9 protein-coding genes and 1 pseudogene are annotated in these 13,340 nt (G+C 69.2%); 8 read left to right on the top strand and 2 right to left on the bottom strand.

The features are described 5' to 3' along the window. Positions 1 to 44 precede the first annotated feature (44 nt). The 3 genes from ACLF6J_RS04405 to ACLF6J_RS04395 are packed head-to-tail and all read left to right on the top strand — an operon-like array spanning position 45 to position 2,284. Positions 45 to 707 carry a sigma-70 family RNA polymerase sigma factor gene (locus ACLF6J_RS04405; RefSeq protein WP_047524398.1) on the top strand — a complete coding sequence of 221 codons (663 nt, stop codon included), beginning with the start codon at positions 45 to 47 and terminating at the stop codon, positions 705 to 707. Beyond that, positions 704 to 949, top strand: coding sequence for a zf-HC2 domain-containing protein (locus tag ACLF6J_RS04400; protein WP_047524397.1), 246 nt, complete (start codon positions 704 to 706; stop codon positions 947 to 949). The genes ACLF6J_RS04405 and ACLF6J_RS04400 overlap by 4 nt, the downstream gene beginning before the upstream one ends. Before the next feature lie 33 nt (positions 950 to 982). Then, on the top strand, positions 983 to 2,284 hold the full coding sequence (locus ACLF6J_RS04395) for a GNAT family N-acetyltransferase (protein WP_134353480.1): 1,302 nt from the start codon (positions 983 to 985) through the stop codon (positions 2,282 to 2,284). A gap of 33 nt (positions 2,285 to 2,317) precedes the next feature. Here the strand turns inward: ACLF6J_RS04395 and ACLF6J_RS04390 are convergent. Continuing rightward, positions 2,318 to 5,980, bottom strand: a pseudogene (locus ACLF6J_RS04390) (multifunctional oxoglutarate decarboxylase/oxoglutarate dehydrogenase thiamine pyrophosphate-binding subunit/dihydrolipoyllysine-residue succinyltransferase subunit); the annotation flags it as partial. Positions 5,981 to 6,140: 160 nt separating this feature from the next. Here ACLF6J_RS04390 and ACLF6J_RS04385 point away from each other — a divergent pair. The 3 genes from ACLF6J_RS04385 to ACLF6J_RS04375 all read left to right on the top strand — a co-directional run bounded on the left by ACLF6J_RS04385 (position 6,141) and on the right by ACLF6J_RS04375 (position 10,082). After that, positions 6,141 to 7,595 carry a GuaB1 family IMP dehydrogenase-related protein gene (locus ACLF6J_RS04385; RefSeq protein ID WP_134353482.1) on the top strand — a complete coding sequence of 485 codons (1,455 nt, stop codon included), beginning with the start codon at positions 6,141 to 6,143 and terminating at the stop codon, positions 7,593 to 7,595. Positions 7,596 to 7,707: 112 nt separating this feature from the next. Then, a complete protein-coding gene (locus tag ACLF6J_RS04380) occupies positions 7,708 to 9,024 on the top strand; it encodes a hemolysin family protein (protein ID WP_134353483.1) in 1,317 nt (438 codons plus the stop codon). Next, on the top strand, positions 9,021 to 10,082 hold the full coding sequence (locus ACLF6J_RS04375; RefSeq protein ID WP_421076832.1) for a hemolysin family protein: 1,062 nt from the start codon (positions 9,021 to 9,023) through the stop codon (positions 10,080 to 10,082). Before ACLF6J_RS04380 ends, ACLF6J_RS04375 begins: the two co-directional genes overlap by 4 nt. Before the next feature lie 68 nt (positions 10,083 to 10,150). Here the strand turns inward: ACLF6J_RS04375 and ACLF6J_RS04370 are convergent, their stop codons facing one another. Beyond that, positions 10,151 to 11,218, bottom strand: a complete 1,068-nt coding sequence (locus ACLF6J_RS04370; protein WP_134353484.1) for an NADH:flavin oxidoreductase/NADH oxidase — start codon at positions 11,216 to 11,218, stop codon at positions 10,151 to 10,153. Positions 11,219 to 11,273: 55 nt separating this feature from the next. Between ACLF6J_RS04370 and ACLF6J_RS04365 the strand changes: the two genes are divergently transcribed. Both ACLF6J_RS04365 and ACLF6J_RS04360 read left to right on the top strand, forming a co-directional pair. After that, entirely contained in the window at positions 11,274 to 12,104 is an 831-nt protein-coding gene (locus ACLF6J_RS04365; protein WP_134353485.1) for an NAD(P)H-hydrate dehydratase, read from the top strand. Then, on the top strand, positions 12,101 to 13,336 hold the full coding sequence (locus ACLF6J_RS04360) for a hypothetical protein (protein WP_244093629.1): 1,236 nt from the start codon (positions 12,101 to 12,103) through the stop codon (positions 13,334 to 13,336). Before ACLF6J_RS04365 ends, ACLF6J_RS04360 begins: the two co-directional genes overlap by 4 nt. Positions 13,337 to 13,340: the final 4 nt, after the last annotated feature.

Here is a 13,340-nt window from a genome sequence, read left to right as displayed (position 1 = left end):
AGCTTCGGCGCGACAGACGAGGCTCCCGAGGTGAAGGAGAGAGAATGCCGGCGACGTTGGAGCGCGAGGTGATCGACCTCAGCGGCCTAGACTGGCCGGTGATGGACGACACCGCAACCGCAGACACCGTCAGCGACCCTCGGCGCGAGTTCGAGGAGCAGGCGATCCCTTTCATGGATCAGCTCTATGCCGCCGCGATGCGCATGACGCGCAATCCGGCGGACGCCGCAGACCTCGTGCAGGAGACGTTCGTGAAGGCGTACGGCTCCTGGTCGACGTTCTCGCAGGGGACGAATCTCAAGGCGTGGCTGTACCGCATCCTCACGAACACGTACATCAACATCTACCGCAAGCGGCAGCGCGAGCCGTTCCAGGGCACGATCGACGAGCTCGAGGACTGGCAGCTGGGCGGTGCGGAGTCGACCACCGCGTCGCACAGTCGTTCGGCGGAGGCGGAGGCGATCGACCGGATGCCGGCCTCGGTCGTCAAAGACGCTCTGCAGGCCGTCCCGGAGGACTTCCGACTCGCGGTGTACCTCGCTGATGTCGAGGGATTCGCGTACCAGGAGATCGCGGACATCATGAAGACGCCCATCGGCACCGTGATGAGCCGCCTGCACCGTGGCAGGCGGATGCTGCGGGAGCTGTTGGCAGACTACGCCGCCGAGCGGGGCATCGCCGCGGCTGACACGAGGAGCAAGGGATGAGCGACTGCGGCTGCGAGAAAGCGCGTCAGGATCTGGAGGAGTACCTCCGCAACGAGGTGTGCAAGACCGAGCACACCGAGATCCGCGAGCATCTGGAGAACTGCCCCTCGTGCCGTGACGAGGCGCTGGTGGCGACGACCCTCACCGAGGTCATCGCCCGCGCCTGCAAGGAGACGGCTCCGGAGCAGCTGCGCGATCAGGTGTTCGCGCGTCTGCGTGAGGCTCAGGCCGCGCAGCACTGACGTCGCGTCCGACCGCCTCGGTAGTGTGGATGGATGAGCTCCATCGATGCGCGGGACGTGACCGCAGACCCCACTTCGACTGAACGCCTGGCGACCTCCGGGCTCGAATACCGGGTCGTCGATCTGTCGGACGACACCCGTTCGGCGGCATTCCAACGCGCGGTGGACCGCGGGTTCCTGGGAGCCGAGCCGACGGGCGACATGATCGCCCAGGTCACCAAGACCTTCGCGGCTCGGCGCAACATCGGCGTGTTCGAGCCCGACGCGACGGATGCGACGCTTCCGATCGCGACCACGAACGCCTGGGTCACGCCGCTCACGCTCCCGGGCGGCGGCGAGATCGACATGTGGGCGATCAGCGTGGTCACCGTCGCGGCGACGCACCGGCGCCGCGGGATCGCGCGGGCTCTGCTGGAGGGCGAGTTGCGAGCCGCAGCATCGGCCGGCGTTCCCGTCGCGGGCCTCACCGTCTCCGAGGCGACGATCTACGGTCGCTACGGCTTCGGCTCCGCGATACCGGTCGCACGGGTGACCGTGAACACGCGGCGTGCGGGATGGGGCGGTGCGACGCCCCCTGGGCGCCTCGAGTACGTCGATCGCGACACGCTGGCCGCCGACCTCGGGACCGTGCACGAGCGTGCGCGTCGACAGGTCCCCGGCCAGATCCCGGGCTGGCAGGGCCGATGGGAAGGGTACTCGGGAGTCGCGCCGACACCGGATCGGGACCAGGCCAGGGGGGTGCGCTACCTCGACGAGGACGGAGTGCTCCGCGGCGTCCTGGCGTACACGGTGAGCGAGGCGAGCGGCACCTTCCGGTTCCGGATGGACGTGCGTCTGCTCGTCGCCGAGACGGCCGATGCACGCGCGGCGCTCTGGCGCTTCGTGCTGCAGCACGATCTGGTCGACGAGGTCGTCGCCGACCTCCGTCCGCTGGATGACCCGCTGCCGTGGCTCGTCGCCGATCCGCGTGGCGTGAAGCAGGAGGTGCACGACCACGGCTGGCTGCGCATCCTCGACCTCCCGGCCGCCCTCACCGCGCGGGGCTATTCGGCACCGCTCGACACGGTCCTGCGGGTCGAGGACCCGTTGGGATTCACCGCCGGCGACTGGCGGCTGCGCGTGGACGAGTCGGGCATCGCGACCGTCGAGGAGGCGCACGGAGGCTCCGCCGACATCGAGCTCGACGTCTCGGCGCTGTCGTCGCTCTACGCCGGTGGGGTTCGGGCGTCCTCGTTGCACGGCGCCGGCCGTCTCACCGGGGATCGTGCCGCGATCGACGCCTTCGACAAGGCGCTGGTCGCGTTCCCGTCGCCCTCGCTCGACATCTGGTACTGACCGGAGCTGGACGGAAACGAGGACGGGCGCGTGGATCAGTTCGGCCTGCTCGGCCGCGTGCACCTTCGACGAGCCCGTCGCCGGCGAGGCGGACGCGGGGCGCGAGATGGGACGGAACGACCGGTCTCCCGGGACGTCCGCGAAGGCGAGCGCGAGGAACGGCCAGGCGCCCTGGTTCTCCGGCTCCTCCTGGACCCACACGAGCTCGGCGCCGGGGTAGGAGTCGGTGATCGTCTTGAGCTCGTCGATCGGCGTCGGGTACAGCTGCTCGAGACGGACGAGCGCGACCTCGGGGTTCGGGTTCTTCTCGAGCTCGGCGCGCAGATCCCAGTGCACCTTGCCCGAGTGCACGAGCACGCGCTTGACGGCAGCGCGGTCGAGACCGCGGTCGTCGTCGATGACCGGTTCGAACCGACCCTGGGTGAAGGCCTCGACCGGGCTCGTCGCGCCCCGCAGGCGCAGCATCGCCTTCGGCGTGAAGACGATCAGCGGCTTGCGCGGACGGGCGTACGCCTGGCGCCGAAGGAGGTGGAAGTACGACGCGGGCGTCGACGGACGGGAGACGATCATGTTCTCCTGCGCGCACAGCTGCAGGAAACGCTCGATCCGCGCCGAGGAGTGGTCGGGGCCCTGGCCCTCGTAGCCGTGGGGGAGGAGCAGGGTCACGCTGGACTGCTGGCCCCACTTCTGCTCGGCTGCCGAGATGTACTCGTCGATGACCGACTGAGCACCGTTCACGAAGTCGCCGAACTGTGCTTCCCACAGGACGAGGGCTTCCGGCGCCTCCACCGAGTAGCCGTACTCGAACCCGAGCGCGGCGTACTCGCTCAGCAGCGAGTCGTAGACGAAGAAGCGGCCCTGGGCGTCCGACAGGTTCGACAGCGGCAGCCACTCCTGGCCGTTCGCGCGGTCGTGCAGGGTCGCATGCCGCTGCACGAAGGTGCCGCGACGCGCATCCTGGCCCGCGAGTCGCACCGGAGTGCCCTCGACGAGCAGGGAGCCGAAGGCCAACAGCTCTCCGAAGCCCCAGTCGATGCCTCCGTTGCGGCTCATGTCGAGACGCTTCTCCAGCAGCTGCTGGATCTTCGGGTGCACCGTGAAGCCGCCGGGCTTGTTCACGAACGCGTCACCGATCAGCTGGATGACCTCGCTCGGCACACCCGTCACGTCCGGAGCACCGACTGTGTCATCGACGGGCGGGGCGTCCGGGGTCACGTCCAGGGCGCCGGTCTCGGCTGCGTGCGTCTCGGCGAAGGCGATCTCCAGACGGTTCTGGAAGTCGGCCTTGGCCTCGTCGTACTCCTGCTCGGTGATGTCGCCACGACCGACGAGCGACTCCGTGTACAGGCGGCGCACCGAGCGCTTGGCCTGGATGAGGTCGGTCATGAGCGGCTGCGTCATCGAGGGGTCGTCACCCTCGTTGTGGCCGCGTCGGCGGTAGCAGACGAGGTCGATCACGACGTCGCGGTGGAAACGCTCGCGGTACTCGAACGCGAGCTGGGCGACGTGGATGACGGCCTCGGGGTCGTCGCCGTTCACATGGAACACCGGCGCCTGGATCGTCTTGGCCACATCGGTCGAGTAGATCGAGGTGCGACCGTCGTTCGGGGTGGTGGTGAAGCCGACCTGGTTGTTCACGACGACGTGGATCGTGCCACCCGTGCGGTAGCCGCGCAGCTGCGACATCTGCAGTGTCTCGACCACGACGCCCTGGCCCGCGAAGGCGGCGTCGCCGTGCACGAGGATCGGCAGCCACGCGAAGGTGCCGATCGGCTTGCGGTCCTGCTTGGCGCGGACGATGCCCTCCAACACCCCGTCGACCGTCTCGAGATGCGACGGGTTCGCGGCGAGGTAGACCGGAAGCTCGGACTCGTCATCGGCGACGAAGGTGCCCTCGGTGCCGAGGTGGTACTTCACATCGCCGGAGCCGCGCTGGTTGCCGGGGGTCTGCGTGCCTTCGAACTCACGGAACACCTGACCGTACGTCTTGCCGGCGATGTTGGTGAGCACGTTGAGTCGGCCACGGTGGGCCATGCCGATGGCCGCGCCCTCGAGCCCGGCGGTGGCTGCGCCCTGGAGGATCTCGTCGAGGAGCGGGATCAGAGACTCGCCGCCCTCGAGGGAGAAGCGCTTCTGACCCACGAACTTCGTCTGCAGGAAGGTCTCGAACGCTTCGGCCTCGTTGAGCTTGCGGAGAACCCGCAGCTGCTCGTCGTGGCCGGGCTTCTGGTACTTGACCTCGACCTTCTCCTGGAACCAGCGGCGCTGCTCCGGATCCTGGATGTGCATGTACTCGATGCCGAGGGTGCGGCAGTACGAGTCGCGGAGCACACCGAGGATGTCGCGGAGCTTCGCGACGCGGCGACCGCCGAACCCTCCGGTGACGAACTCGCGGTCCAGGTCCCAGAACGTGAGGCCGTGGCTCTCGATCTCGAGGTCGGGGTGCGAGCGCTGCACGTATTCGAGCGGGTCGATGTCGGCCATCAGATGACCGCGCACGCGGAACGAGTTGATCAGCTCCTGCACGCGGGACTGCTTGTCGACGCGCTCGGCGAGGTCCACCGCGATGTCGGGGTTCCAGCGGATCGGCGCGTAGGGGATGCGCAGCGCGGCGAAGATGTCGTCGTAGAAGCCGCGCTGGCCGATGAGCAGCTCGTGCACCTTCTTGAGGAACTCGCCGGAACCGGCACCCTGGATGACGCGGTGGTCGTAGGTGCTGGTGAGCGTGATGGTCTTGCCGATCGCGAGCTCGTTGAGGGTCTTCTCGCTGGCGCCCTGGAACTCGGCCGGGTACTCGAGGGCACCGGCTCCGATGATGCAGCCCTGGCCCTTCATCAGGCGAGGCACGGAGTGCACGGTGCCGATACCGCCGGGGTTGGTGAGGGAGACCGTGGTGCCCTGGAAGTCGCCGGCGGTCAGCTTGTTCCCGCGGGCGCGCGTGACCAGGTCTTCATAGGCGGAGAGGTATTCGGTGAACGACATGGTGTCGGCGCGCTTGATGCTGGGCACCATGAGAGCGCGCGTGCCGTCGGGCTTGGGCAGGTCGATCGCGATGCCGAGGTTGACGTGGGCCGGGGCGACGACGGAGGGCTTGCCGTCGACCTCGGCGTAGAACACGTTCTGGCTGCGGAACTCGTCGAGCGTGCGGATGAGAGCCCAGCCGATGAGGTGGGTGAAGCTGATCTTGCCGCCACGGGTGCGTGACATGTGGTTGTTGATGACGATGCGGTTGTCGATCATCAGCTTCGCCGGCACGGTGCGCACGCTGGTCGCGGTCGGGACGGTCAGGGACTCGTCCATGTTGGCGGCCAACGTCTTCGGCAGGCCGCGCAGAGGGGTGACCTTGTCCTCTTCGACGACGTCCGTGGTGTCCTTCGCCTCGGGCTTCGGCGCGGGCTTGGGAGCCTGCGCGGGGATCGGCGCCGTCGCGGCCGGCTTGGCCGTGGTACGTGCCACGGGCTGCGAGCCGATCACGGGGATCGGGGCGGTGACGGGATGCGCCTGCGGAGCAGCCGTCGCCGTGCCCGTGGAAGGAGCCGCGGACGCCGCGTCGGAGTGGTACTTCTCCAGGATCGGCCACCACTCCTTGTCGACGGAGTCGCGGTCCACCTTGAACTGCTCGTAGAGCTCTTCAACGAGCCAGGAATTGGCTCCGAACCCCCCGTCGCCGTTGACGCCGGTCACCTGGTTCGACACGCTCGATCGCCCTCTTTCATCGCTGAAGCTCTCTGGTGCGGACGTCGTCGCAGGATGCGTTCGGGCCCGCACGCTCTCGACCAACAAGCCTAACGTGTTTCGCTCGGGGATTCGTCGAAGCCATGCGCCCGTGGCGAGGGGATCTGGGTACCGTGGAGACATGGAATTCTCAGGAGCGCAGCCGGCCGTCGATCTGACCTATTCGGACGTCTTCCTCGTGCCGCGCCGATCCGCGGTGAGCAGCCGCCTCCAGGTCGATCTGGCGCCCCTCGACGGCACCCCCGCGACCCTGCCGATCGTCGCCGCCAACATGAACTCCGTGACGGGGCCGCGCATCGCTGCGGTGCTCGCGCGACGCGGCGCTCTCGGTGTTCTTCCGCAGGACCTGCCGTTGCAGGATCTCGACTCCGCGATTCGCGAGGTGAAGGCGCAGCCGGTCCTCTGGGACACCCCGATCGTGCTGCCGCCGGAAGCGTCCGTGGCCGATGCGCTCCGCCTGCTTCCGGCGACGAGCGGACACGGGATCGTCGTGGCCCGCGGCGACGCACCGATCGACGTGGAGCGCATCGTCGGCATCCTCCCCGCAGTCCGACTCGCCACGGCGCTGCCGGATGCGCAACTGGGCGACCTCGTCCACCGGGGTACGCCGTCGATCGATGCCGACGACATCGGTTCGGAGCGGCACGCGTTCGACGTCATCACCGACGCCGGTGTCGAGATGGTGACGGTGATCCACCACGGTCACCTCGTGGGCACCCTGAGCGCACGCAGCGCCTTGCGGTCCACTCTCTACCGGCCGGCGCTCGACGCTGACGGTCGTCTGGCGGTGGCCGCGGCCGTCGGCATCAACGGCGACGTCGCCGCCAAGGCGAAGGCACTCGCCGGAGCAGGCGTCGACGTGCTCGTGGTCGACACGGCACACGGACACCAGGAAGGCATGCTGAGGGCGCTTCGCGCGGTCGCCGATCTCGACCTGGGGCTCCCCATCGTGGCGGGGAACATCGTCACCGCCGACGGCGTCGCCGACCTGGTCGACGCGGGCGCCTCGATCCTCAAGGTCGGTGTCGGGCCCGGGGCCATGTGCACGACCCGAATGATGACGGCGGTCGGTCGACCGCAGTTCTCGGCGGTCCTCGAGACCGCGCAGGCCGCACGGGAGCTCGGCGCACATGTCTGGGCCGACGGCGGTGTGCGGTACCCCCGCGACGTCGCGCTGGCGCTTGCCGCCGGTGCGGCCTCCGTCATGGTCGGCTCCTGGTTCGCGGGAACCATCGAGGCTCCGGGGGAGCTGCAGCACGAGGGCGACGGGCGTCTTTTCAAGGAGTCCTGGGGCATGGCGTCGACCAAGGCGGTGCAGGCGCGGTTCGGCCGGCTCGACGCGTACGAGCGTGCGCGCAAGGAGCTCTTCGCCGAGGGCATCTCCTCGTCGAAGATCTACCTCGACCCCCTGCGGCCCGGCGTGGAGGACCTGCTGGACATGATCACCTCGGGCGTACGTTCGTCGTTCACCTACGCGGGAGCGTCGACCGTGCCCGAGTTCCACGACCGTGCGCTCGTCGGCCTCCAGTCGGCAGCGGGATACGAAGAGGGCAAGGCGCTGCCGGTCAGTTGGTGAGTGCGAGCGCGAGCCCGTCCTCATTCGATACAATCGTCCCCATAATGGACGACCCTCCCAGTTGTAGAACATCGCCCCACTGTCCGCCTCTCTCCTCGGAGAGGAACCTCTGATGGACTACATCATGTTGGGCGTGGGGCTCCTGCTCACGGTCGGCACCGGCCTCTTCGTCGCGAGCGAGTTCGCGCTGGTCAATCTCGACCGCGCCGACCTCGAAGCGCGTCAGGCTCGGGGGGAGTCCCGGCTCTCGCTCACGATCAGTGCCCTCAAGCACACGTCGACCCACCTCTCCGCGGCCCAGCTCGGTATCACGCTGACGACGCTGCTGACCGGTTACACGATGGAACCGGCGCTGTCGAACCTCCTCCGGCCGACGCTTCTGGCCTGGCGCATTCCGGAAGCAGCCGTCTCGCCCATCGCGACCATCGTGGCGATGTTCATCGCCACCGTGCTCTCGATGATCCTCGGTGAGCTGGTGCCGAAGAACTTCGCGCTCGCTCTTCCCCTCGCCACCGCGAAGCTCGTGGTCCCCTTCCAGATCGCATTCACCACGGTCTTCAAGCCGGCCGTGGTCGTGCTCAACGGCAGCGCCAACGGCGTGCTGCGCAGCATGGGGATCGAGCCGAAAGAAGAGCTCTCCGGCGCCCGGAGTGCGGAGGAGCTCTCCTCGCTGGTGCGGCGCTCCGCCAGTGCGGGCATGCTCGAGGCCGACACGGCCACGCTCCTCGATCGCACCCTGACGTTCTCCCGGCTCACTGCGGCCGATGTGATGACCGCCCGCCCGAGCATGCACGCGATCGCCGCCGGTGACTCCACCGACGATGTCATCCAGCTCGCCCGCCGCACCGGGCACAGCCGGTTCCCGGTCTACGACGACGACCTCGACGACATCATGGGCGTCGTGCATCTGAAAGCTGCCATCTCCGTGCCGCGCGAGCGCCGTGCGGAGGTGCCTGTCGGCGCGCTGGCGACCGAGCCCCTCCGTGTTCCGGAGACGGTCCACGTCGACGCCCTGATCTCCGAGCTCCGCGCACGCGGCTACCAACTGGCCGTCGTCATCGACGAGTACGGCGGAACGGCAGGGCTCGTGACGCTCGAAGATCTCGTCGAGGAGCTGGTGGGCGAGGTCGCCGATGAGCACGACCGCACTCGGGCCGGAGTGATCCGCAACCGTGAGGGCATCACCTTCCCCGGCGAGTTGCGGCCCGATGAGCTGCGTCGTCGCGCCGGGGTCGAGGTTCCGGAGGGCGACGTCTACGACACCGTCGGCGGGTACGTCATGAGCGTGCTCGAGCGCGTGCCCTCGGTCGGAGACGAGGTTCCGCTCGACAGCGGCACGCTTCGGGTCGTGCGCATGGACGGCCGACGCGTCGATCGCGTCCGCTACGTGCCGAGTCCGCTCGTCGAGGGAGAGGGGGCCACCCGATGAACGATTGGGCAGGACTCGCCTGGCTCGTCGTGCTTCTCGTCGCGAACGCCTTCTTCGTCGGCGGCGAGTTCGCCGTGATCTCCGCGCGGCGGTCGCAGATCGAGCCTCGCGCCGACCAGGGATCGCGCGCGGCCAAGACGGCGCTGTACGCGATGGAGCATGCGACGCTGATGCTCGCGACCTCGCAGCTCGGCATCACGATCTGCTCGCTGCTCATCCTGAACGTCTCCGAGCCCGCGATCCACCACCTGCTGGCCGTGCCGCTGCATGCCCTCGGCTGGCCGGACGGTGCTGTCGACGCGGTGTCGTTCGCCATCGCGCTGCTGATCGTGTCGTTCCTTCATGTCGTGTTCGGCGAGATGGTGCCGAAGAACCTCGCGTTCTCGGTGCCGGACCGTGCCGTGCTCATCCTCGCCCCGCCCCTCGTGTGGGTGTCGAAGGTGTTCATGCCCGTGATCTGGGTGCTCGACGCGACGGCCAACGGCGTGCTGCGGCTGTTCCGCGTGGAGCCGAAGAACGAGGCGGCATCGACCTTCACCCTCGATGAGGTCGCCACCATCGTCAGCCAGTCGCGGCGTGAGGGCCTGCTCATGGACACCGCGGGAACGGTCGCGGCCGCCGTCGAGTTCACCGACAAGAAGGCGCGAGACGTCGCCGTGCCCCTGAGCGACCTGGTCACGCTTCCGCAGTCGACCACGCCGGACGACATCGAGAAGGCCGTCGCCCGCTACGGGTTCTCGCGCTACGTGATCGTCGACGACGAGTCCGTGCCGATCGGCTACGTGCACTTGAAGGACATCCTCCGGGCCTCGGAGGGCCCCGATGCCGAGGTCAAGATGATCGAACCGGTCCCGGCGAAGCGCATCCACCACATGGTGCCCGTCCAGGAGGACACGGATCTCGAGGACGCCCTCGCGGTCATGCGCCGCGCCGGTCGTCACCTGGCGAAGGTGCGTGACGCGCGGGGGAACACCACCGCGGTGCTGTTCCTGGAGGACATCCTCGAAGAGCTCGTGGGAGAGGTGCAGGACGCGACTCGCCGTTTCCGCGGACGCTGACCCCGATCACGCGGACGAAGGCCGCCGGCTCCCCGAGGAGTCGGCGGCCTTCGTGTCTCCGTCCGGGCTCAGCGCCAGTGCGCGCGTTCGTACTGGGGTGGCCATGCGACGTCGGCGCCGAGTTCATGTGCGGCGCGGAGCGCGAAGTGCGGGTCGCGAAGCCACTCCCGGCCGGCGAAGACCGCATCCGCCGCGCCGTCGGCGAGAACCTGCTCGGCCTGGTCGGATGCGGTGATCAGTCCGACCGCCGACACCGGGATGCGGCCTCCGCGGCGGACGGTCTCGGCGAGAGGGACCTGGTATCCGGGGAACACCTCGATCCGCTGATGGGCCACGAGGCCGCCGCTCGACACGTCGATCAGGTCCGCTCCGCGCTGCGTGGCCCAGTCGGCGACGGTGGACGCCTCATCGGGGGCGAAACCGCCTTCGGCGTGGTCGGTGGCCGAGATCCGGACGAAGACCGGCACCTCGGGACCCGCAGCCTCGCGCACAGCATCCACGACGCGCAGCAGGAGCCGCGCGCGGTTCTCGAGCGCGCCGCCGTACTCGTCGTCTCGCCGGTTCGAGAGTGGGGACAGGAACTGGTGCAGCAGGTAGCCGTGCGCACCGTGGATCTCCAGCACATCGAAGCCCGCCTCGAGCGCGCGTCGCGCGGCGTCGGCGAAGGCCTCGACCACGCGGTCGATCCCGGCGAGGTCGAGGGCGACCGGCGCGTCGAAGCCGTCGAAGGCGATCGCCGACGGCGCAGCGGTCGTCCAGCCTCCCTCGGCAGTCGGCACCGACCCCCGCTCACGTGCCCACGGCCACCACGTCGATGCCTTCCGTCCCGCGTGCGCGAGCTGAATCCCGGCGGACGCCCCACGGTCGTGGATCGCGCGGACGATCGGCGCCCAGGCGTCGCGCTGCTCGTCGCTCCAGAGACCCGCGTCGCGCGGCGAGATACGGCCCTCGGGTAGCACCGCGGTCGCCTCCGCGACGATCAGTCCGGCGCCGCCTGAAGCGAACTGTGCGAGGTGCGTGTGGTGCCACTCCTGCACCAGCCCGTCGACGGCGCTGTACATGCACATCGGCGAGACCCAGAGGCGATTGCGGAACGTGACGGAACGGATGCTCAGCGGGGAGAAGAGAAGACTCACCGTTCGACGCTACCGCGACGACGCGCCTCGCGGAGCGTCGCACTAACGTGGAGTCATGGTCGAGGTGCGCGAGTGGACACGCAGCGATACGTCCCGGTACTTCCGCGCGCCCACGGCAGAGGACGACAAGTACACGCGCGGGGTGGTGGCGCTCCGCACCGGATCGGCCGCTTATCCCGGTGCCGCGGTGCTCGGTGTCGAGGCCGCGTGGCGGACCGGTGCAGGATTCGTGCGCTACGTGGGGGAGGAGCGGGCGGCCGATGCCGTGCTCGCCCGGCGCCCGGAGACGGTGGTCGGAGCGGACCCTGGTCGTTCCCGCGTGGATGCCTGGGTGATCGGATCCGGCACGGATCCGGCCCTTCGCACGGACGCGGAGAGCGTCGCGCTCCGGGAGATCCTCGCGGGGACCGTGCCGGTCGTCATCGATGCCGGAGCGCTGGATCTCGCCCCCGGCGCCCGCGCCCCCTTCCTCATCACCCCGCACGCACGCGAGTTCGCCAGGCTCCAGGAGCGTCTGCGCCTGCAACCAGGCGGCGGACGCGCCGAAGGGGCCCGACAGGTCGCCGCGAAGATCGGCGGAACCGTGCTCCTCAAGGGCGCTCGCACGCTGGTCGCAGCCCCGGACGGGACGACTTTCGCGATCGAGGCCGGGACGGGCTGGTTGGCGACGGCCGGAACCGGAGACGTGCTCGCCGGCGTGCTCGGTGCGGTGACCGCCGCGAATCCCGATGCCCCGCTCGCAGAGATCGCCGCCGCGGGGGCCTGGTTGCACGGCCACGCGGCACGGATCGCCGCAGACGTGACCGCCGGCAGCCCGGGGCATCCGATCGTCGCGCTGGATGTCGCCGCGGCGTTGCCGCCCGCGATCGCGGACGTCCTCGCGTGAGGCGCGCGTCGAACAGCAGGGTGGTCGTGCTGTGGGCCGTGTTCCTGCTCGTGCACCTGCTCACGGCGTGGCTCGGGTGGGTGTATCCGAGTCAGCCGATGGGCGATGTCGTGCTCGTGTACGAGCCCTGGGCGACGTCGGCGCTCAGCGGGGGACCGATCGTCGGAATCGACGAGACCTGGGTCTACCCGCAGCTCGCCCTCGTGCCGATGCTCATCGCTGCGGCCCTGTCGGCGCCGCTCGTGCTCCTGCTCGGCGTCTCCCATGCGTATCTGGTGGGATGGGCGACGCTCGTGATCATCCTCGATGCCGTCGCCTTCGGTGTGCTCGTCGGCCGTTCGCCGTCGCGTGCACGTCGTGTGGCTGCCTGGTTCTGGTGTGCGGCGCTCCTTCTGCTCGGTCCCATCGCGCTCTACCGGATCGACGCGATCACGGTGCCGATCGCCGTGATCGGTGGGCTCTGGCTCGTGTCGCGGCCGACGATCGGTGCCGCCCTCCTCACGATCGGCGCCTGGATCAAGATCTGGCCCGGGGCGCTGGTCCTGGCGGCCGTCGTGGCGCTCCGCGCGAGGATGCGGGTGCTCCTCGCTGCCGCGGTCGTCACCACCGGGGTCGTCGCGACGCTGTTCCTGCTCGGCGCGGACACCGAGATCTTCGGGTTCCTGACGGAGCAGACCGGGCGGGGGCTGCAGATCGAGGCCGTGGCCGCCACGCCGTTCCTCTGGCTCGCGGTCGCCGGAGCCGCACGTATCGAGTACAGCTTCGAGATCCTCACCTTCCAGATCACGGCCCCCGGGGTCGACGCCGTCGCCGCCGCGCTCACAGCCCTGATGGCGCTCTCGGTCCTCGCGGTGACGGTGGTGGGCGCGCGGAAAGCGGCGCGCGGTGCGACCTTCCCCCGGCTGTTCCCTCCGTTCGCCCTCACGCTCGTCACGCTGCTGATCGTCACCAACAAGGTCGGTTCGCCGCAGTTCCAGACCTGGCTGATCGCCCCGGTGATCCTCTGGCTCGTGCTCGATCGGGTCAGAGCGCGCGTTCCCGCCGTCGTCGTCCTCGCGCTCTGCCTGCTCACCTGCCTCGTCTATCCGATCGGCTACGACGCACTCCTGCGTGCCGATGCCCTCGCCGTCGCCGTCCTCACGGTGCGCAACGTCCTTCTCCTCGTCCTGCTCATCCTGAGCATCCGTGCTCTCGCACGTGTGCCCGCCCGTCATCCGAAACCCCAGGAGTGAACCC

Origin of the sequence: Microbacterium sp. IO18, assembly GCF_049099505.1 — a bacterium.
GTDB classification, from domain to species: domain Bacteria; phylum Actinomycetota; class Actinomycetes; order Actinomycetales; family Microbacteriaceae; genus Microbacterium; species Microbacterium aurugineum.
This window is presented reverse-complemented; position numbering and strand designations above follow the sequence as displayed.

Coding starts and splice junctions, on each gene's coding strand:
- ACLF6J_RS04385 (WP_134353482.1), top strand. CDS start 6,141: ATGGAATTCTCAGGAGCGCAGCCGGCCGTCGATCTGACCTATTCGGAC.
- ACLF6J_RS04400 (WP_047524397.1), top strand. CDS start 704: ATGAGCGACTGCGGCTGCGAGAAAGCGCGTCAGGATCTGGAGGAGTAC.
- ACLF6J_RS04380 (WP_134353483.1), top strand. CDS start 7,708: ATGGACTACATCATGTTGGGCGTGGGGCTCCTGCTCACGGTCGGCACC.
- ACLF6J_RS04375 (WP_421076832.1), top strand. CDS start 9,021: ATGAACGATTGGGCAGGACTCGCCTGGCTCGTCGTGCTTCTCGTCGCG.
- ACLF6J_RS04405 (WP_047524398.1), top strand. CDS start 45: ATGCCGGCGACGTTGGAGCGCGAGGTGATCGACCTCAGCGGCCTAGAC.
- ACLF6J_RS04365 (WP_134353485.1), top strand. CDS start 11,274: ATGGTCGAGGTGCGCGAGTGGACACGCAGCGATACGTCCCGGTACTTC.
- ACLF6J_RS04395 (WP_134353480.1), top strand. CDS start 983: ATGAGCTCCATCGATGCGCGGGACGTGACCGCAGACCCCACTTCGACT.